Here is an 18099-nt window from a genome sequence, read left to right on the forward strand (position 1 = left end):
ACCTGGGCGCCGACCGGCCGGACGGCCTGCGGCGGGCCGGTCGGCGCCGTCGGGTCAGCGGGTCGCCGTGGCCAGGTAACCGTCGATCTCGGCGGTGAGCCGTGCCTTCTCCCCCGGCTCCAGGAACGCGGCGGTCACCGCGTCGGTGGCCAGCGCGGCCAGCCCCTCGGCGCCGCGCCCGAGCAACCGGGCGGCCACCGCGTACTCGTCGTTGAGGGTGGTGCCGAACATCGGCGGGTCGTCGGAGTTGATGGTGACCAGCACGCCCGCCTCGACGAGCCGGGGCAGCGGGTGTTCGTCGAGGGAGGCGACCGCCCGGGTACGCACGTTGGAGGTCGGGCAGACCTCCAGGGCGATCCGCCGCTCCGCGAGGTGGGCGAGCAGCTCCGGGTCCCCGGCGGCGGAGATGCCGTGGCCGATCCGCTCCGCGCCGAGGTCGCGCAGCGCGTCCCAGACGGTCTGCGGGCCGGTGGTCTCCCCGGCGTGCGGCACCGAGCGCAGCCCGGCGGCCCGGGCCTGGTCGAAGTACGGCTTGAACTGCGGGCGGGGCACCCCGATCTCGGGGCCGCCCAGGCCGAAGCTGATCAGCCCGGCGGGCCGCTCCTCCAGGCAGATCCGCAGGGTCTCCTCGGCCGCCGGCAGCCCCGCCTCGCCCGGGATGTCGAAGCACCAGCGCAGGGCGATGCCGAAGTCGGCCTCGGCGCGCTTGCGGGCGTCCTCGATCGCCTCGCAGAACGCGGGCGCGGGGATGCCCCGGGACACGTGCGAGTACGGGGTGACGGTCAGCTCGGCGTACCGGACCTGCTGGCGGGCCAGCTCGCGGGCGACCTCGTGGGTGAGGATCCAGACGTCCTCGGGGTCGCGGATCAGGTCCACCACGCTGAGGTAGACATCGATGAAGTGAGCGAAGTCCCGGAAGGCGAAGTAGTCGGCGAGGGCTTCCGGATCCGCCGGCACCGGGCTGCGCCCCTCGTGCCGGGCGGCCAGCTCGGCCACGATCCGCGGCGACGCGGAGCCGACGTGGTGCACGTGCAGCTCCACCTTGGGCAGTCCGGCGATGAAGGTGGGCAGGTCGGTCACAGGTTCTCCTCAATGCGGGCGCCGGTTCGGGCGACGACGAAGACCCGGCGGAACGGGAAGGACACCTGCCCCCGCCGGACCGGGTACGCCGCCGCGAGGCGTGCTCCCAGCGCGGTGCGGAAGTCGGCCCACCGCGCGGCGTCCAGCGCCGCCCGGACCGGGCGTAGCGCGGTGCCCTCCATCCAGGTCAGCACCGGATGATCGGCCTCGGCGGGGGCCGGCAGCAGGTGCACATAGACAGTCTCCCAGGCGTCGACCGCGCAGCCGGCACCGGTCAACAGCGTGGCGAAGCCGACCGCGTCGTCGACCGGGGCCCCGCGCACCAACGGGTTCAGCTCGGCCGCCCACGGCCCCTCCCCGGCCACCGCGCGCAGCGCCCGGTGCGACGGCGCGTCGAAGTTCCCCGGCACTCCGACGGCGAGCCACGCCCCGGCGGGCAGCCCGGCGGCCCACCGGGTCAACAGTTCCCGGTGCTCCGGCACCCACTGGAGCACCGCGTTGCTGACCAGCACGTCGACATCGGCGGCGGGACGCCAGTCACGCACGTCGCCGACCGCGAAGTCCACCGGCGCGCCCAGGGCGGCGGCCCGGTCGATCATCTCCGCCGACGAGTCGAGGCCGGTGACCCGGGCGCCCGGCCAGCGGGCGGCCAGGGTGGCGGTGAGCGTGCCGGGGCCGCAGCCGAGGTCGACGACGGCCCGGGGCCGCCGGGCCCGGACCCGGGCGACCAGGTCGTGGAAGGCCCGCCCCCGCTCGTCGTCGTAGCGCAGGTACGCCGCCGGGTCCCACATCGCCGCCTCCCAAACCGTACGTTCGTCTTGTTGTACGGTACGGCCCGCCGCACGGCCGGGCAAGCCGATCACTAGGCTCGGGTCGTGCAGCAGCGGACCCGCACCCGGCTCGGGCGGCGCGTCGGCCTCGGCGCCGGCGACGCCGACCAGGCCCGGCGTGCCGCCGCCACCGCCGGCCCGCCGCCGCCCGTCCACCAAGGAACTGGCCGTCGGCCGAGCCGCCCACGACGAGCTGGTCCGGCCGCGGGCGCACGACCGGTGACGACCCGCCCGGGGGCGACGGTGCCCGCCCAACCCGGCGACGGCATGCATGCTGGACGGGCCCGGCCGGCCGGCGAAGGAGGAACGCGATGAAGGGGTGGCTCCCGCTCACCCTCGGACTGCTCGCCATGGTCGTGGGCGCCGTCTGGACGGTGCAGGGCCTCGGCTACGTCGACGGCAGCGTCATGACCGACCAACGGATCTGGGCACTGCTCGGCCTGCCGCTGGCCCTGATCGGACTCGTGACGATCTGGCGCGGCCTGCGCAGCCGCCGCCGGCCCTGACCGCTCCCCGGCGGATCGGGCGCCCGACCGGCCGGGCCCGACGCGCGGGCCGGTCGAAGCGAGGCCCGGTCGAAGCGAGGCCGGTCGAAGCAAGGCCGGGCAACGGGTGCGGGGCAACCGGGTGCGGGGCAACGGAAAACCCCGCATCCCGGACGGGACGCGGGGTTTCACTGTGATCCGGGTCGGATCATCCCCTCGGCCGGCGCGCCGGCCACGGCTGCTCAGATCGGGCGGACCTGCTCAGCCTGCGGGCCCTTCTGACCCTGGGCGATCTCGAACTCCACCCGCTGGTTCTCCTCCAGCGAGCGGTAGCCGCTGGTCTGGATGGCCGAGAAGTGGACGAACACGTCAGCACCCCCGCCGTCGACGGTGATGAAGCCGAAGCCCTTGTCTGCGTTGAACCACTTCACGGTTCCCTGCGCCATGTGTATCTCCTTCTAAAACTGGCGGCCGAGCACGCCGTGCGGCCGATTGGCCGTTTTCGATCAGCGGCGCCTGAGGCGGCCCCCTGTGCAGGAGACTTCTCTCAACCCACGCCATCTCGCAACAGCGTGGAACAGCAAACCACGTAGCGAAAACTCTGCACAGCCTACCCGACGAAATTCTCCGGCAGGTGACCCGAAGGACGCCCGAATTCCGGCTTGGTGGGCCGGCGTCGCCAGCAGAAAGGGCCCCTCCCCGGCGTACCGGAAAAGGGCCCTCCGCCTGGTAACGACAGGTCAGTCGGGCCAGCGGCCGGTCAGCCGACGTACGCCGACCGCCCCGCCCCGGTCCACGGCCGCCCGGACCACCGCGAAGATCGCGCCCTGGAGGGCGGCGGCGGCCAGGATCTCGCCCCAGCCACGCTCCTCGTCGGTCGCGCTCGGGGCCTCGCCGTCGCCAGCGGTCACCTTCCAGACCTGCCGGAAGATCACGCCCGCGACGGTGCCGGCGGCCAGGCCGAGCAGCACCCCGACCGGCTTGTACGCGGCCTTGCCGATGCCCCTGCTCACCTGCGCCTCCCCCGAACGATCAACAGCACGATCATGGTAGCCACCGCGCCGGCCGCGACGGCCGCCCACGGTACCGGGCCGCGCAGCCCCGCGCCGGCGGAGGACGCCTCCCGCGCAGCCCCGGCGCTCTGCGTCGCCTGCTCCCGCACCCGGGCCACCGTCTGCGCGGCCTGCTTCCGCATCCGGCCCTTCGCCTGCTCGGCGGAGGATCTCAGGCGGGCCTTGACGTCGGCCTTGGCGGCCAGCGCCTCCATCGTCTCGCCCAACTCCACCCTGGTCCGCCGGATCTCCTCGCGGAGCGCCTCGGTGTCGCCGGTCCCGTTGCCCGTCATGCCCGTCCCCTGTCCTTCACCGCGGCGGTTACGGTGTCCACGTCCGCCCGGACGCTGCGTACCGTCGCCGCCGGAAGCGGCGGGACCGCCTGGCTGACCTGCTTCTTGCCGACCAGGGCGAGGATCCCGGCCATCAGGAAGAGCGCCACCGCCACGATCAGCGCCGCCAGCCACGCGGGCATGACCAGCGCCAGCAACAGGATCACGGCGGCGACCAGCGCGCCGAGCCCGTAGAGCGCCAGGGCCCCGCCGCCGCCGAACAGGCCGATCCCGATGCCGGCGTGCTTACCCTTCTGGGTCAGCTCCGCCCGGGCCAGCGCGAGCTCGTCCCGGACGAGGCGAGAGACCTGCTCCGTGGCCCGCTGCACCAGTTCGGCGGTGGACGGCTCGCTCCCGTTCTGAGACGTGCGGTGGTTCGCGACGTCAGCCATGCTGTCCTCCTTTCATCATCACCGCGCTGTATGCCCGGAGTAGCCGCCCGTCAATCCTGCGCGCTGCGGCCAGTCGCCTGACCACCGCGCACCAGTCCCCCACAATCAGCCGCTCAAACCCCCACCCCACCCACCTCCCCCCGCCGGCCCACGGTGATCAAGAGGTTTGCGTCGGGATCCCGCGGCCGGGGCGACGCAAACCTCTTGATCACCGCTTCGAGCGGGGGTGGGGTCAGCGGGGGGTGGGGGTGGGGGTATCTTCTGGGCCGACGAAGGCCTCGCTGCGGGCCGCGCCGTCGTCGCTGCCGCCGAAGACCCGGGCGTCGTCGGGGACGTCGGTGTCGGCCGGCCGGCGCACCGGGCGCCGGGGCTGCACCGACTGCCAGGGCAGGGCGCCGGAGGAGTCGCCGATCTCGGCGCGCATCCGGGGCAGGGCGGTCGGGCGGTGGTCGCGGACCCAGCCGACCAGGTGCTCGCGCACCAGGCAGCGCAGGTCCCACAGGCTGCCGGCGTCCGCCGCGCTGACCAGGGCGCGGACCTTGACCAGGCCGCCGGTCGCGTCGGTCACCTGGAGTACGCAGACCCGGCCGTCCCACAGGTCGCTGCCCTCCACCAGCCGGCGCAACTCCTCGCGCATCGCCTGCACGTTGACCGACCAGTCGACGTCGAACTCGGCGGTCCCGAGCACCGCCGCCTCCGTGCGGGTCCAGTTCTGGAAGGGCTTGCTGGTGAAGTACGAGGTGGGCAGGATCAACCGGCGGTCGTCCCAGATCTGCACCACCACGTAGCTGAGGGTCAGCTCCTCGATCCGGCCCCACTCCCCCTCGACGACCACCACGTCGTCCAGGCGTACCGCGTCGCTGAACGCGAGCTGGAGGCCGGCGAAGACGTTGCCGAGCAGGCTCTGCGCGGCCAGCGCGGCGACCACACCGGCCACGCCGGCGGAGGTCAGCACGCCGGCCCCGACGCCCCGGACGCTGGGGAAGGTCATCAGCATCACGCCGACGGCCAGGATCACGATCACCGCGATGGTCAGCCGGCGCAGCATCACCACCTGGGTACGCACCCGGCGGGCGTGCCGGTTGTTCGGCACGTCCACCCGGAACCGGGCCAGCGCCACGTCCTCGACCACCACCAGCAGCGAGGCGACCAGCCAGGCCGCGGTGACGATGACGGTGAGCACCAGCACGTGCAGCACCACCTGCCGCCACTGGGTGCCGACGGCGTAGCCGGTGGAGAACCGGACGGCGAACTGCACGGCGAGGACGGTCGCGGCGACCTGGAACGAGCGGTGCGCGTGGTCGGTCAGCTCGGTCATCAGCAGTGAGCGCCGGCCGAGCCGCCGGGTCGCGCGGTGCACCACCTCGACCAGGAAAACGGCGATCGCCGCCGCGGCGAGCGCGGCGACGACCGTCGTGAGGTAGCTCTGCACGGGTGTCTCTCTCCCTCCAACGGGCACCCTGGGTCCGGGCAAAGGCCCAATGGTGCCCGTTGTTGCCCGATCCGGCCAGATCAGACCTTGCGGTACCGGGACTGGAGGAAGCAGTAGGCGCCGAAGCAGGCGATGCCGAGGGCGACCAGGGCCAGCAGGAACGGGCCGTAGGACTGGTCGCGCAGGGCGCGCAGGGCGGCGTCGAGGCCGCGGGCCTGCTCCGGGTCGTAGTTGACGGCGGCCACCACGACCAGCAGGCCCGCGATGCCGTACGCGACGCCCTTGGCGATGTAGCCGGCCATGCCGAGCCGGCGGGCCAGGGTGCGGGTGTGGGGGCTCATCTCACCGGTCTTCAGGTGCTTCTCGAACTTCTTCCTCCACCCGTAGACCACCAGGCCGATGCCGATGGCGGCGAGCACCAGGCCGGCCAGGCCGACCAGCCAGCGTCCGCCGGCGGAGGTCATCAGCTTGCCGGTCAGGGCCTCCTGCTGCTCGGCGCTGCTGGAGCCGGCGTTGGAGAAGACCTTCCAGGCGGTCCAGGCGAAGTAGAGGTAGACCAGGGTGCGGGCGGCCGAGGCGATCCGCTCGACGAGCCGCTCCTTGTCGCGCTCGGCGCGGTGGCCGACGGCCGCCTCCAGGGCCTGCCAGATCGCCATGGCGAGCATGCCGACGGCGATGGCGACGCAGAGGAACTTGCCCAGCGGCTGCTCGGCCAGGGTGCCCAGCGCACCGGACTGGTCGCCGCTCTTGCCACCCGAGCCGCCGAAGGCGATCTGTAGGGCCAGCCAGGCGAACAGCAGGTGCACGACGCCGTAGCCGATGAAGCCGGCCCGGGCGAGTAGTTCGAGCCACCGGCTGTTCGCGGCCTGCGAGGCGGTGGCTTCGGCGTTCCGGGTGAGTGACATGGCGCCACAATCTCCGATCGCGGAGATCCCCAAACGTCGGCCACCGCCGCCGCAGCGCCGTCAGCCGGAGGGGTTGCGCGAGACGCGGATCTTGACCTCCTGGTCGGTGACGCTGTCCAGGGTCACGGCGAAGCCGCCGACCTCGGTAGCCTGCTGGCCGACGGTCAGCGACAACTGCTCGCCGGCGACCTCGACGGTCACCTGGTCGCCCTGGGCGCCGACGAGCTTGGCCTCGACGCCGAGGATGGTGGCGCTGGCCTCGACACCACGGTCGAAGGTGACCGTGCAGGCGTCCAGGACGCAGTCGGTGGAGGCGCCCTCGCTGCTGCAACCGGCGAGTAGGGCGACGCCGAGCGCCAGGCCGGCCAGCAGGCCGGCGGCCCGGCGGGTGGGGGTGGACGGAGAGGTACCGGGTCGGTTCGTCACCCGATCAAGGGTACGAGGCCCGCGCGAGCGCCCGAGGGGCCCACGATCGCCCCTGCTTGCCCTGGGCGGACGTGCCGGCGGTCGCCAAGGCGGCGCACGCGGCCGGCGCGCTGGTCTGCGTGGACGGGGTGCACTCGGTGCCGCACGGCCCCACCGGCGTCGCCTCGCTGGGCGCGGATTTCCTGGTGACCAGCGCGTACAGGTGGTCCGGGCCAGCCGACCAGGTGGACCGGTTGCTGGCGAACTGGACGAGCTGGCCGGAACCCGGGGCAGAATGACCGGGTGAGCTTCCTGGTCGAGGACAACCCCGCCCGCCGCCGCTTCGAGATCCTGGTCGACGACGCGCTGGCCGGGTTCACCGCGTACCTGCCCCGCGGCGAGGTGCTGGTCTTCACGCACACCGAGGTCGACCCCGGGTTCCAGAACATGGGGGTCGGGTCCGCGCTGATGCGGGCCACCCTGGACCAGGTCCGCGAGCGCGGCGGCCGGGTGGTGCCCAGGTGCCCGTTCATGGCCGCGTTCATCGAGCGCCACCCGGAGTACGCGGACCTGGTCACCACCGGCTGACCCGGCGGGCGCGCCGACGCGGGCGGCCCGACCAGCGTCGGCGGGCCGGGGCCCGGCCGGCCGGGCCCCCGTCCGCCGGGCGTCGAGGCGTCAGCCGAGGACGTCCAGCCGAGGCTGGCCGGCGGTCGGCCGGGTGCCGGCGAGCAACTCGGCCGCGGCGCGGGCGCCGGCCCGGGTGGCGCCGTGCGTGGCCACGTGCACCGCGCCGGCGACCAGCACGGGCACGCCCAGCTCGACCACCACCGCGTCGGGGCGCACGGCGATGGCCCGCCGCACGGCGGCGCGCATCCAGTCGTGCCGGTGCAGGTCGCGGACGACCAGCACCAGCGGCCGGCCGGCCGCCCCGGCGGTCGGGTCGGCGGGCAGGTCGGCCTCGCCGAGGCGTACCGAGGTGGTGCCGGTGAGCAGGCCGGCGAGGGGGGCGGCGATCCCCCACGGGGTCTCCGGACCGATCGCGATGTTGCGCGGCGGCTCGAACTCGACCACGTGCGGGGCGGCGGCCAGCGGCAGCGCCGACTCGGCGCCGGTGCCCGCGGTCACCCGCAGCGCCCGGCGGGCGGCGGCCAGCCCGACCGGGGAGCCGTCGACCCCGACGCCGGGGCGGGCCGGGATCCCGGCCCGGGCCGCCGTCGTCCAGCTCGCCAGCCGGCCGACCCGCTGAGCCGCCTCGGCCAGCCGCTCCTCGGGCAGCTCGCCGGCCACCACGGCGGCGACGATGGCGTCGCGCAGCTCGCGGGCGGACTCCTCGTCGGCCCGTTCCCCGCCGATGCAGATCGCGTCCGCGCCGGCGGCCAGGGCGCGCACGGCCGCCCCGGCGAAGCCGTACCGGTCGGCGACCGCGCGCATCTCCACCGCGTCGGTGACCACCACGCCGGCGAAGCCGAGCTCGTCGCGCAGCAGGCCGCCGAGGATGCGCGGGCTGAGCGTGGCCGGCAGCTCCGGGTCCAGCGCCGGGACGAGCAGGTGGCCGGTCATCACCGCCCGCACCCCGGCCGCCACGGCGGCCCGGAACGGGACCAGTTCGGCGGCGTCGAGCTGTTGCCGGGTGCCACCGATGCGGGGCAGGTCGTGGTGCGAGTCGACCCGGGTGTCGCCGTGGCCGGGAAAGTGCTTGGCGCAGGCGGCCACCCCGCCGGACTGCAACCCCCGGACCCAGGCGGCGGTGTGCCGGGCGACCAGGGCCGGGTCGGCGCCGAAGGCACGGACCCCGATGACCGGGTTGGCCGGGTTGGAGTTGACGTCCGCGTCCGGGGCGAAGTTGAGGGTGACGCCGACCGAGGCCAGTTCGCGGCCGAGGTCGCGGGCCACCTCGTGGGTCAGCTCCGGGTCGTCGACCGCGCCGAGGGCGAAGTTGCCGGGGCGGGAGCTGCCTCGTCCGGACTCGATCCGGGTGACGTCGCCGGCCTCCTCGTCGATGCCGACCACCACGTCGGGCCGCTCCGCGCGCAGGGCCGCGGTGAGCGCGGCGACCTGGTCGAGGTCGACGATGTTGCGGGCGAAGAGGACCACCGAGCCGAGCCCTTCGCCTAGCCACCGGCAGACCCAGGGCGGTGGGGTGGTGCCGACGAATCCCGGTTGCAGGACGGCGGCCGCCAGGCTCGCCAGCTTCCCCGTCGGTGCGCTGCTCATGCGGCTGCCGTACCCCCGTCTTTCCCGTTTCGGACCCGGCCGCGGGACGCGGCGGTGCTTGCCATGGTCACACCGGGCCCAGTAATAGTCAATAAACCTTACTGTTAACGGATGGCGCGGGCCGGCCCGGCGTGGGAGAGTTCCCACATGCCACTGCCGCCCCTCGCCGACGCGACCAGCGCGGCCGACGTGCCCGGTGTACGGCTGCTCGGACTGGTCGTCGGCGGCCTGCTCCTGCTCGCCGCCATCCGGGCGATGTTCCGCCGGCGCTGACCCCCGCGGATCGCGGTCGGCGCCGCGCGGGCCGGCCGGTCACCCCGCCGTGCCCCGGGTACGGCCCGGCAGGTCCGGCGCTGCGCCCTCCTGGCGCGGGGTTTCGCCGCTGATCGCGGCGGGTACCTCCGGCCCTCGATGAGACTGTCCACGCACTCGATGACGTTGCGCCGCGCGGCGCGCAGCCTGTTCGGCTGGACCGCCCTGCGACCCAACCAGCTCGCCGCCATGCGCGCGGTGATGAAGCGACGCGACGCCCTGGTGGTGCTGCCCACCGGCGCCGGCAAGTCGGCGATCTACCAGATCCCGGCCAGCCTGATCCCCGGCCCGACCGTGGTGATCTCCCCGCTGCTCGCCCTCCAGCAGGACCAGATCGCGGCGCTCAACGAGCGCCGACGCCCGGAGCTGCGGGCGGTGCGGATCAGCTCGGACGAGACCGCCGCCCAGCAGGCGGAGGCGATCGCCGAGATCCGCGAGGGCCGGGCGGAGTTCCTCTTCATCACCCCGGAACAGCTCGCCAACCCGGACCGGATGGCGGAGGTGAAGTCGCTGCGGCCGGCCCTCGTGGCGATCGACGAGGCGCACTGCATCTCGGCGTGGGGGCACGACTTCCGCCCCGACTACCTGGCGCTGGGCCACCTCATCGACGGCATCGGCCGGCCGCCGGTGGTCGCGCTGACCGCCACGGCCTCGCCACCGGTCCGCGACGACATCATCGCCCGGCTGCGGCTGCGCGACGCCGAGGTGGTGGTCTCCGGGCTGGACCGGCCGAACCTCTTCCTGGAGGTGGCGCACTGCCCCACGGAGGACTACCGGTGGCGGCGGCTGCTCGCGCTGCTGCGCGAGGACCGGCGGCCCGGGATCAGCTACGTGCCGACCCGGCGCGCCGCCGAGGAGCTGGCCGGCCGGCTCACCGACGCCGGCCTCCCGTCGCAGTGCTACCACGGCGGCATGCCCGCCGGGGCGCGCGGGGAGTTGCACGAGGCGTTCCTCGCCGACCAGGTGCCGATCATGGTGGCCACCTCGGCGTTCGGCATGGGCATCGACAAGCCCGACATCGCCTGGGTGGTGCACATGGCGCTGCCCGACTCGCCGGACAGCTACTTCCAGGAGATCGGCCGGGCCGGGCGCGACGGGAAGCCGGCCCGGGTGCTGCTGCTCTGGCAGGCCGAGGACGTCGGCCTGCAACGCTTCTTCTCCGGCGGCCTGCCGGCCGCCACCGAGCTGCGCGACCTGGCCGCCCTGCTGCGCAGGAAGCCGGCCACGAAGAAGGAGCTGCGGGAGCTGACCGGCCTGGGGCCGCGCAAGCTCGGGCAGTACCTCGCCCTGTTGGAGCAGGTCGGCGCCGCCGAGCCGCGGCCGAAGCAGCGGATCGGCGCGCCCCGGTACTCCCCCACGCCGGCCGAGGCCGGCGAGGCCGCGCGGGCCGAGGCGGAACGCCAGCAGACCGTGACCCGGTCAAGGACCGACATGATGCGGGCCTTCGCCGAGACCACCGGCTGCCGGGGGCAGGCGCTGCTGGCGTACTTCGGCGAGCAGATGACCGAGGTGTGCGGGCACTGCGACAACTGCCTGGCCGGCACGAGCGTCGCCGACGACGGCGCGGGCGGGCCGTTCCCGGTGCACAGCCAGGTGCGGCACCCGGAGTGGGGGCCCGGCATGGTGCTCAGTTACGAGGACGACCGGATGACGGTGCTCTTCGACGAGGTCGGCTACAAGACGCTGTCGGTGCGCGTGGTGTCCGGACAGGGGCTGTTGACCCTCGACTAGCCTGAGCCGGGCCCCGGCGACCGGGGCGGCGGCAGTCGAGCCGAGTGAGACAGTCGAGCCGAGTGAGACAGTCGAGCCGAGTGAGACAGTCGAGCCGAGTGAGACAGTCGAGCCGAGTGAGACCAGGATGAGAGGAGCGGGGACGTGATCGAGCAGCCGGCGTACACCGGGTTCGGTTTCTCCGACGAGGAGTGGGGGCTGCTGGTCGGCCTGCCGCAGTCGGTGCTCACCGCGGCGAGCGCCGCCGAGCCCGACAGCGCCCGCCGCACCATGGCCGAGAACGCCGCGGGCCTGGAGACCATCGCCACCGGGCGGGAGTCGGCCAGCCCCCTGGTCGCGGCCGTGTCGGGCGAGATCGTGTCCCGGGTGGGCGACCCGGAGGCCGGCGAGGAGCTGCCCGTGATCGCGCCGGCCGACCCGCGGGCGATGATCGAGGACGTGCTGAACCGGGCCGCCTCGGCGGCCCGGCTGCTGGCCGCCAAGGTCGACGAGGGCGAGGCCGGCGCCTACAAGCACTGGCTGGTCGAGATCGCCGAGCACGTGGTGGGCGCGGCGTCCAGCGGCGGCATCCTCGGCCTCGGCGGCGACCAGGTGAGCGACTCCGAGCGGCGGTTCCGCGACCGGCTCTCCGAAATCCTCAACGACTGATCCCGGGCGTCACGCCGGCCGTCTCCGCACCGGGGGCGGCCGGATTGCGCCGCTGCCGCCCGCCGCCGGCAGAGCGTCGCCGTCTGCGCGGCCAGATCGAGTATGCGCACATTCCGCCAACCGCGTGTCACACAACGCGACAGAGGATTGATCGATTCACCGTCCGGTCGTGAGCTGGTTGGTTGGGCTCAGAGGCCGGCGAGGAGAAGCAGGCGCTCCATGTCAACTACTGGCAGGGATGGTGAGGCGGCGGCTGCTCGGGTAACCCATTCGGTTTGATCCGTTAGCAAGGTGATCAGCGCGTGTGTTGGCAGGCGTGGATGGGCGGCGATGGTTCGGCGTACCGAGCTTTCGGAGTCGGCGGCCAGGTGCTCGGCCAGGTCGGTGGGTAGGTCGGGGTCGCGTGGCGCGAGGCAGCGCATTCTCGGGTCGGGATCGGTCGCGAATCGGCGTAGGGTTTGCGGCGAGAAGGTGAAGTCGTCGGCCGGACGCCAGCGTGTTCTTTTGCATGGTCGGAAGTCGCGGTCTATGCGTTCAGCAGTGGCTTGGTCGACCAGGTGGGGAGCGTGTCTGGCCATGGTCGTGCGTACGTTGCTCTCGTCGTCGTGGAGCAGTCGTGTCACCGCGTCCACTGGAAGTGATCGGCTTCGAGCTGCGGAAAGCCGGAAGCAGACGTACGGCGAGCCAACGTGTGGCAGCGGGTCGGCGGTGACCCAGGGCAGGGGCAGGTCCCGCAGCTCGGTGACGGCGAGGAAGTCCTCGATCTCTTGTAGGGCTGTGTCGTCGTCGAGATCGTCGTCAAGCATGTCGGTCAGCGGGCCGGAACCGCGCTGAATCCCGGCGTAGATCTTGTACCGGATCGACTCGGGGGTGTCACGCCGGGCGAAGATGCCGACTCTTACGGATGCGCTCGGGTCCTCAGCGAGTGTGTCGCGCAGCTTCGGGGAAAGCTGTGGATGCTCAGCTACTTGCCGGCGTACCTGGTGGTTCGGGTCGTTGGACAGCCGCAGAGCGGTCTCGGCGGTGAGAGTGCAATGCCGCACGGCACCGACCCGGGTGACCGGGTCATCCAGCAGGATCGGAACAAGGTCGGCCGGCGGGACCGGGTGGGGTGGCTGGCTGTAGTAGGTGGAACAGGCCGCCGCGCGGACTTGGTCGACGGGATCGGTCAGCAAGATCCGCCGTACCTCCTCCGGGGCTTGCGGCCACCAACGCGCCAGCGTCGCACGGATCTCTGGATCAGAGTCACCCGCCATGCGAGCACGAAGATCGGCGGGAACGTGGTCGCACTCCGCGAGTTCTTGACGCACCTGCTTGTCCGGGTCGTTGATCAGCCGTTCGAACAGGTCCCTGGCCGCGTCGCGTCCGCCAACAAGCGATGCGGCCCGAATGGCGGGATTCCGATGCTCGGCAAGTCGCAATCGGACTGTATCCGGTATATGAGAGTTGAGCGCAAGGGTGTGCACAAGCCAGTGGTGGTCGGCCGCGATGATCTCGGCGATCACCTCAGTGGTCAGGTCCGCCCGTTCGGCCACACGACCAAAGCCCCGCCGATAGCCCACCAACCGACGGACCAACTCCGCCGGCAACCCCGGATTCTCAGCAAGACCATCCAACGCTGCAGCAAGGTGAACAGGCACCGGCGCCTTGTCAGACATGGCCTGGCCCCCTCCGCTCAGACTCCAATCGTCGTCGCGAGTCTCGCACGCGAGATCCACCGATCGTGTGACGGCCACTCCTCTGCCGCGAACAGGGCGCGCTCGGCGCAGGGGCGGGTTCGGTGCAGATGGAGGAGGTCGAGAGGGAGGGCAGGGAACGGGGTGCCCTGAACTTCGAGGCTGCCCATATCGCCGCTCGGGCAGGGGAAGAGGGCCGGGCCTGGCGGTACTGGGATCACGTGGATCGGGTGGCGCAGCGGCTGCCGCAGGGCTTCTATCAACCACAGACGTCGTTCTCGCGGGTCATTATGGTCGCCCATGCGGTGGCCCTTGCCGTCGAGTTGCAGAAGCCCGGTGAGGCGGTGCGGCAGGCTGACGGTCCATGGTCCCTGGCGGAGGAACTGACCGCCCGGTTGACCGCATCTCACTTGACCTGACGTTCCGCCACGCCGACGAACCGCATGCCGAGCCGGGCGCTGCTTCGCGCTCAACTATCCGGATCCACTGACGCCGGACGGCGCTCACCGTCACCTGAGGTGGAAGGTCACCAGCGTCCCCTCAAGTTCCGCCTCGCCGTACACCCGGCCGTCCCTGTCGGCGACGCGAACGCGGTAGCGGTCCTGCCCGGTCGGCACGTCCCGTACCGCGAACCAGAACCGGCACATGCCGTCCATGAGCGCCCTGCCGTCGGTCAACTGCCCGGCGGGGGAGGCGCCGCCGTCAACGTCGATGAAGACGGGCGTGCCGTTGTGGATGCCGGCGTGGTCGCCGGTGCAGGGTCAGCCGCCACGCCGGTCCCGCTTGAAGGACGTGCTGACGTCCAGCACCACCGCGCCGGATACCACGAACTCCGCGTCGGCTAGTGGGCTCGGATCCGCGCCGGTTGCCGGCCTGTCCGTGGCGGTGCAGCCGGCGGCACCGAGTCCGAGCGCCGCGATGGCGACGGCTACTCGGCGACGAACACGCCGACACCCGGCAGCGTCTCGATCATTCCCTTGATGCGTAGAACCTGCATGGCGCGGTCGATCACTGGCTCGGTGACCCCGTATTGCTCGATCAGCTCCCGTCGGCTGGGCAGCTTGGAGGCTGGCGGGAACTCTCCCGACGCGATACGTGCGGCTAGGTCGTCGGCAATCTGCTCGTAGCGGTAACGCGGTGGCACGGTGCTTCTCCTCGGTTGGCAACCCGAGTAGACCACCTACCTCCTGCCCTTGACTACCCAACGGTACCCATGGGAAGTTGCAGGGGAGGCCGATTCCCTCGGTTGGCGCTGTCGGACCGTCCTCGCCGGCGTGGATGTCCGGGCGAACTTCCCGCGTTCGGGCATCCACGCCTTCCGCAAAGCCGCGGCACAAGGAGGAAGCCGTGCTCTCTTCGACAGAGCCAGCGTGGAGACCGTTGGCACAGGTGCCAGCGACGAGCCGATGAGGCGCATTTCCTATGACGAGTATGTCCTGGCGGTTGCCCTCACCCTGGCTCGCCGGCATCGGCCGGTCTGGTCTTGGCGGAAGTGGCGGCGGATCTGCCGGTGTGGGGCCGACCTGCCCTGCCGTGTCCGGCACCGCATCCCAATCAACCGTGGCCGCTGGCCGAGCGTAGCGAGGTCGATCCCTCCAAGAGCACGCCGCCGCGCCCTACCCGGAGAGGGGAAATGACCCGTATGAGACCCAGTAACGATGACGAGGCCACGTCGAGCTGTGGCGAGCAGGCCGAGCAGGAGGCGGCGAGGCGTCGGATTCTGGCGCAGGCCGAGGCCGATCGGATACCGGTCGACGAGACCACGCGGGCGGTGCCGGACCGGCGGTGGCATCGTGGACAGTGACGACCTGCCGATAGGCCGGCGAGTCGCGCAGTGGCGGGCCCGGCGCAGGATGACGCAGCAGATGCTGGCCGACCGGCTCGGCAAGTCCAAGAGCTGGGTCGACAAGGTCGAACGGGGCGTCCGCGCCCTGGACAGATTCTCGGTCATCCAGGACATCGCCGAGGTGCTTCGGGTGGACCCGTCGGCGCTGGTGGGCGGGGACGCCCTGCCGTCGTCGACCACTGTTGCCGTTGAGGGCGTGGACGGAGTACGGGCCGCGCTCGCGCGCTACCCCACCCTTCTGGACGGGCCGGGTTCCCGACCGGTCCTGCCGGTCGGCGAGCTGGGCCGACGGGTGGAGCATGCCTGGTTGACCTACCAACACGCGCACTACCCGCAGGTGGTGCGGATGCTGCCGGACCTACTCGGCGACGCCCAACGTGCCCACGCCGCCAGCCTGGGGGGCGAGGTGGCGAACCTGCTGGTACAGGTGTACCGGATCGTGGCGTCGACGCTGGTGAAGCTCGAGGACGCGGACCTGGCGTGGTTGGCGGCCGACCGGGCGATGGCGGTGGCCGCCGGTGACCCGCTGCTGGAGGCGATCGCCGCGATCCCGCTCGGACAGGCGCTGCGCACGGCGAGGCGGGGCCGGTTGGCGATGGCGGCGACGGTCGCCGCCGCGCACCGGATCGCACCTCCTGTGCCGCACGACGGCCCGCTCCGGGAGCTGTCGTGGTGCGGGACGTTGTTGGTGGAGGCTGCTCTTGCCGCCGCCGTGTGCGGTGACGGGCGCAGCGTGGGGGAGCTGATCGAACAGGCGGCCGAGTTCGCCGAGCAGGTCGGCGAGGGCCAGGACCATCACCACGGGGCCAGCTTCGGACCCACGACGGTCGAGCTGGCTCGGGTGGCGGCGGCGGTGGAGCTGGGTGACGGTGGTGAGGCGGTGAGCTGGCACGAGAAGGCCACCGGCCGTGGCGGGTGGGGGCGGTTGCCGGTCGAGCATCGGGCCGCGCACCTGGTGGACGCCGCGCGGGCGTACCTCCAGGTCGGTGACCTGCTGCGGGCGGGCCGCGCGCTGGTCGACGCCGGCCGGACCGCGCCGGCGGAGATCCGGTGTCGGCCGGTGGCGCGTACGGTGATCGCCGACGTGGCGCGCGGCGGCCCGACACCGGCCGACGTGGCACGCCTGGCCGCCCTGGTCGGCCTGACCCGGTGACCGCGCCGTTCCTCTCCCTGGCCCAGATCCGCAACCGGCTCGCCCTGACGGCCCGGACTATCCTGCGCCAGCACCGGCCCGACCGGGACGGCCGCTGCCCGGTGTGCCGGGTCCCGCACTGCCCGGCGGCGACCACCGCACAGAACTTCCTCGCGGCCATCCGACCGGCCAGCGGCAGAGCTGCGGTTCGGCAGCGAAGCACGGCGACCGGGCCAGTCGCACGCGACCGGAACGAACCGTAGTAGGGCTCCGGTGGCCCGGCCGCTCCCCGCTTCGACATCGGAGCAATGTCACGGACTGGGAGGTGGGCGATGGACGCGCCGACCGGAGATGATTGACGGCCGGCCGCGTCGTCGACCCGGCACGGGCACCACACGGGGAGATCGGTGATGGGCACACTGCGGGCCGAGACGGTGGACACGACGGCGCTGCCGCCGGCGGAGCGGTGGCCCTTCTGGGTCGACATGGCGGCCCGGGTCTCCGCGCCGATCGCGTTCACCAGCGACCACACGGCCGACTTCCGGGGCCGCGCCCGGCTGGTCGACCTGGGCGGCGGGATCCAGCTCACCCGGTTCCGCTACCAGTCCCTGGTGGGGCGGCGGACCCCCCGGCTGATCCGCCAGGGCGACCCGGAGGTCTACCAGATCCCGCTGACCGTCGCCGGCACCAGCGCGATCAGCGCCCGGCGCCGGGACACCGCGATGGGCAGCGGTGACTTCGCGCTCATCGACTGGGGTCGGCCGCACGACATCATGCACGCCAGCCGGCAACACGGCCGGGAGGACGCCGCCTCGGCCACCGTGCTCATCCCCCGGGCGCTGCTGCCGCTGGACACCGACAAGGTCGACCGGCTCTCGGCGGTGCGGATGTCGGGCGCCCAGGGGCACGGCGCGCTGCTCGCCCAGCACCTGCACCAGATCACCCGGCACCCCGAGCAGTTCCGCGCCACCGATGCCCCCCACCTCGCCGACGTCACCCTCACCCTGGTCTCCCTGCTGCTCGCCCGCCACCTCGACGCGGAGGCCGCCCTCCCCACCGAGCTGCGCCAACAGGCCCTGCTCACCCAGGTACGCGACTTCATCGAGCGCCACCTCGGCGACCCCGACCTGTCCCCCCAGTCCGTCGCCGACGCCCACCACGTCGCCCTGCGCACCCTGCACCGCCTCTTCGCCGACCAGGACGAGACCGTCGGCGGCGTCATTCGCCGACGCCGCCTCGAACGCTGCCGCCGCGACCTCACCGACCCGCTCCTGCGCGACCAGACCGTCCAGGCCATCGGCGCGCGCTGGGGCTTTCGCGACAAGACCCACTTCAGCCGCGCCTTCCGCGCCGCGTACGGCACCAGCCCGCGCGCCTTCCGGGAGAGCCGGTAGCCGGCGGCGGTCCCGGCCCGACCGGCCCACGGCGCTCGGCCCGCACCGTCCCGCAGGCGTGACCCGTAGCTGGCGGGCGCACCGCCCTCGACGGCACGGATCGTCAACCGCCCGGCGTCCACTGTCAACTCCGTCCCGCCGCCGCCCACCGATACTGGGGGCGGGCCGGCGAACGGGACCACCGGCGCGGCGGCCCACACGTATCGGGGGGCCGTGGCGAGGCGCCCGCG

The 18099-nt window shown here is 73.0% G+C and carries 20 protein-coding genes and 2 pseudogenes; 9 read left to right on the forward strand and 13 right to left on the reverse strand.

Features of this window, described 5'->3' with window-relative positions; genetic code table 11:
* Window positions 1-54: 54 nt before the first annotated feature.
* On the reverse strand, window positions 55-1080 hold the full coding sequence (locus OOK41_RS23635; RefSeq protein WP_266266741.1) for an adenosine deaminase: 1026 nt from the start codon (window positions 1078-1080) through the stop codon (window positions 55-57).
* The gene (locus OOK41_RS23640; RefSeq protein WP_117669550.1) at window positions 1077-1871 is read right to left on the reverse strand and encodes a trans-aconitate 2-methyltransferase; all 795 of its coding nucleotides are present in this window, start codon (window positions 1869-1871) and stop codon (window positions 1077-1079) included. The genes OOK41_RS23635 and OOK41_RS23640 overlap by 4 nt, the downstream gene beginning before the upstream one ends.
* 350 nt (window positions 1872-2221) lie before the next feature.
* On the opposite strand from OOK41_RS23640, the gene OOK41_RS23645 reads away from it, so the two are divergent.
* Complete coding sequence (locus OOK41_RS23645; RefSeq protein WP_117669356.1) at window positions 2222-2416, forward strand: hypothetical protein; 195 nt, start codon at window positions 2222-2224, stop codon at window positions 2414-2416.
* Window positions 2417-2637: 221 nt separating this feature from the next.
* Here the strand turns inward: OOK41_RS23645 and OOK41_RS23650 are convergent, their stop codons facing one another.
* The 7 genes from OOK41_RS23650 to OOK41_RS23680 all read right to left on the reverse strand — a co-directional run bounded on the left by OOK41_RS23650 (window position 2638) and on the right by OOK41_RS23680 (window position 6934).
* A complete protein-coding gene (locus OOK41_RS23650) occupies window positions 2638-2841 on the reverse strand; it encodes a cold-shock protein (protein ID WP_030338233.1) in 204 nt (67 codons plus the stop codon).
* A 294-nt stretch (window positions 2842-3135) separates the two neighbouring features.
* On the reverse strand, window positions 3136-3408 hold the full coding sequence (locus OOK41_RS23655; protein WP_117669357.1) for a DUF4235 domain-containing protein: 273 nt from the start codon (window positions 3406-3408) through the stop codon (window positions 3136-3138).
* Window positions 3405-3740: a DUF3618 domain-containing protein gene (locus OOK41_RS23660; protein WP_117669358.1), complete on the reverse strand. Its 336-nt coding sequence runs from the start codon at window positions 3738-3740 to the stop codon at window positions 3405-3407. The genes OOK41_RS23655 and OOK41_RS23660 overlap by 4 nt, the downstream gene beginning before the upstream one ends.
* Window positions 3737-4171: a phage holin family protein gene (locus tag OOK41_RS23665; protein WP_117669359.1), complete on the reverse strand. Its 435-nt coding sequence runs from the start codon at window positions 4169-4171 to the stop codon at window positions 3737-3739. The genes OOK41_RS23660 and OOK41_RS23665 overlap by 4 nt, the downstream gene beginning before the upstream one ends.
* 232 nt (window positions 4172-4403) lie before the next feature.
* Entirely contained in the window at window positions 4404-5603 is a 1200-nt protein-coding gene (locus OOK41_RS23670; protein ID WP_117669360.1) for a mechanosensitive ion channel family protein, read from the reverse strand.
* 80 nt (window positions 5604-5683) lie between these two features.
* Window positions 5684-6508 (reverse strand): DUF1206 domain-containing protein, encoded by an 825-nt coding sequence (locus tag OOK41_RS23675; RefSeq protein WP_266266743.1) that lies wholly within the window; start codon window positions 6506-6508, stop codon window positions 5684-5686.
* A 60-nt stretch (window positions 6509-6568) separates the two neighbouring features.
* Window positions 6569-6934, reverse strand: coding sequence for a hypothetical protein (locus OOK41_RS23680; protein WP_266266744.1), 366 nt, complete (start codon window positions 6932-6934; stop codon window positions 6569-6571).
* Between the two features lie 56 nt (window positions 6935-6990).
* On the opposite strand from OOK41_RS23680, the pseudogene OOK41_RS23685 reads away from it, so the two are divergent.
* Both OOK41_RS23685 and OOK41_RS23690 read left to right on the forward strand, forming a co-directional pair.
* A pseudogene (locus OOK41_RS23685) lies at window positions 6991-7149 on the forward strand (aminotransferase class V-fold PLP-dependent enzyme); the annotation flags it as partial.
* 67 nt (window positions 7150-7216) lie between these two features.
* Window positions 7217-7501, forward strand: coding sequence for a GNAT family N-acetyltransferase (locus OOK41_RS23690; RefSeq protein WP_117669363.1), 285 nt, complete (start codon window positions 7217-7219; stop codon window positions 7499-7501).
* Between the two features lie 90 nt (window positions 7502-7591).
* Here the strand turns inward: OOK41_RS23690 and OOK41_RS23695 are convergent, their stop codons facing one another.
* On the reverse strand, window positions 7592-9130 hold the full coding sequence (locus OOK41_RS23695) for a glycoside hydrolase family 3 protein (RefSeq protein ID WP_117669364.1): 1539 nt from the start codon (window positions 9128-9130) through the stop codon (window positions 7592-7594).
* A 147-nt stretch (window positions 9131-9277) separates the two neighbouring features.
* Here OOK41_RS23695 and OOK41_RS23700 point away from each other — a divergent pair, with 147 nt between their 5' ends.
* The 3 genes from OOK41_RS23700 to OOK41_RS23710 all read left to right on the forward strand — a co-directional run bounded on the left by OOK41_RS23700 (window position 9278) and on the right by OOK41_RS23710 (window position 11821).
* A complete protein-coding gene (locus tag OOK41_RS23700) occupies window positions 9278-9403 on the forward strand; it encodes a hypothetical protein (RefSeq protein WP_256371533.1) in 126 nt (41 codons plus the stop codon).
* 138 nt (window positions 9404-9541) lie between these two features.
* Entirely contained in the window at window positions 9542-11173 is a 1632-nt protein-coding gene (locus tag OOK41_RS23705) for a RecQ family ATP-dependent DNA helicase (RefSeq protein ID WP_266266745.1), read from the forward strand.
* A gap of 144 nt (window positions 11174-11317) precedes the next feature.
* Complete coding sequence (locus tag OOK41_RS23710) at window positions 11318-11821, forward strand: hypothetical protein (protein ID WP_266266746.1); 504 nt, start codon at window positions 11318-11320, stop codon at window positions 11819-11821.
* 188 nt (window positions 11822-12009) lie between these two features.
* On the opposite strand, the gene OOK41_RS23715 is transcribed toward OOK41_RS23710, so the two are convergent.
* Window positions 12010-13479, reverse strand: a complete 1470-nt coding sequence (locus tag OOK41_RS23715) for a hypothetical protein (RefSeq protein ID WP_266266747.1) — start codon at window positions 13477-13479, stop codon at window positions 12010-12012.
* Window positions 13480-13640: 161 nt separating this feature from the next.
* Between OOK41_RS23715 and OOK41_RS23720 the strand changes: the two are divergent.
* Window positions 13641-13853 (forward strand): annotated as a pseudogene (locus tag OOK41_RS23720) (XRE family transcriptional regulator); the annotation flags it as partial.
* A gap of 153 nt (window positions 13854-14006) precedes the next feature.
* Here the strand turns inward: OOK41_RS23720 and OOK41_RS23725 are convergent.
* The gene (locus OOK41_RS23725) at window positions 14007-14174 is read right to left on the reverse strand and encodes a hypothetical protein (protein WP_266266748.1); all 168 of its coding nucleotides are present in this window, start codon (window positions 14172-14174) and stop codon (window positions 14007-14009) included.
* Window positions 14175-14425: 251 nt separating this feature from the next.
* Window positions 14426-14677, reverse strand: coding sequence for a GntR family transcriptional regulator (locus OOK41_RS23730; protein ID WP_266266749.1), 252 nt, complete (start codon window positions 14675-14677; stop codon window positions 14426-14428).
* 613 nt (window positions 14678-15290) lie between these two features.
* Between OOK41_RS23730 and OOK41_RS23735 the strand changes: the two genes are divergently transcribed.
* Both OOK41_RS23735 and OOK41_RS23740 read left to right on the forward strand, forming a co-directional pair.
* The gene (locus OOK41_RS23735) at window positions 15291-16496 is read left to right on the forward strand and encodes a helix-turn-helix domain-containing protein (RefSeq protein ID WP_266266750.1); all 1206 of its coding nucleotides are present in this window, start codon (window positions 15291-15293) and stop codon (window positions 16494-16496) included.
* A 389-nt stretch (window positions 16497-16885) separates the two neighbouring features.
* Window positions 16886-17869: a helix-turn-helix domain-containing protein gene (locus tag OOK41_RS23740; RefSeq protein ID WP_266266751.1), complete on the forward strand. Its 984-nt coding sequence runs from the start codon at window positions 16886-16888 to the stop codon at window positions 17867-17869.
* Window positions 17870-18099 lie beyond the last annotated feature (230 nt).

Origin of the sequence: Micromonospora sp. NBC_01655, from assembly GCF_026339755.1 — a bacterium.
In the GTDB taxonomy this organism is placed as follows: domain Bacteria; phylum Actinomycetota; class Actinomycetes; order Mycobacteriales; family Micromonosporaceae; genus Micromonospora.

Excerpts from the sequence above, each read along its gene's own strand:
- OOK41_RS23640 (WP_117669550.1), bottom strand. The coding sequence starts at position 1,871 with ATGTGGGACCCGGCGGCGTACCTGCGCTACGACGACGAGCGGGGGCGG.
- OOK41_RS23645 (WP_117669356.1), top strand. The coding sequence starts at position 2,222 with ATGAAGGGGTGGCTCCCGCTCACCCTCGGACTGCTCGCCATGGTCGTG.
- OOK41_RS23650 (WP_030338233.1), bottom strand. The coding sequence starts at position 2,841 with ATGGCGCAGGGAACCGTGAAGTGGTTCAACGCAGACAAGGGCTTCGGC.
- OOK41_RS23660 (WP_117669358.1), bottom strand. The coding sequence starts at position 3,740 with ATGACGGGCAACGGGACCGGCGACACCGAGGCGCTCCGCGAGGAGATC.
- OOK41_RS23665 (WP_117669359.1), bottom strand. The coding sequence starts at position 4,171 with ATGGCTGACGTCGCGAACCACCGCACGTCTCAGAACGGGAGCGAGCCG.
- OOK41_RS23675 (WP_266266743.1), bottom strand. The coding sequence starts at position 6,508 with ATGTCACTCACCCGGAACGCCGAAGCCACCGCCTCGCAGGCCGCGAAC.
- OOK41_RS23695 (WP_117669364.1), bottom strand. The coding sequence starts at position 9,130 with ATGAGCAGCGCACCGACGGGGAAGCTGGCGAGCCTGGCGGCCGCCGTC.
- OOK41_RS23700 (WP_256371533.1), top strand. The coding sequence starts at position 9,278 with ATGCCACTGCCGCCCCTCGCCGACGCGACCAGCGCGGCCGACGTGCCC.
- OOK41_RS23705 (WP_266266745.1), top strand. The coding sequence starts at position 9,542 with ATGAGACTGTCCACGCACTCGATGACGTTGCGCCGCGCGGCGCGCAGC.
- OOK41_RS23715 (WP_266266747.1), bottom strand. The coding sequence starts at position 13,479 with ATGTCTGACAAGGCGCCGGTGCCTGTTCACCTTGCTGCAGCGTTGGAT.
- OOK41_RS23740 (WP_266266751.1), top strand. The coding sequence starts at position 16,886 with ATGGGCACACTGCGGGCCGAGACGGTGGACACGACGGCGCTGCCGCCG.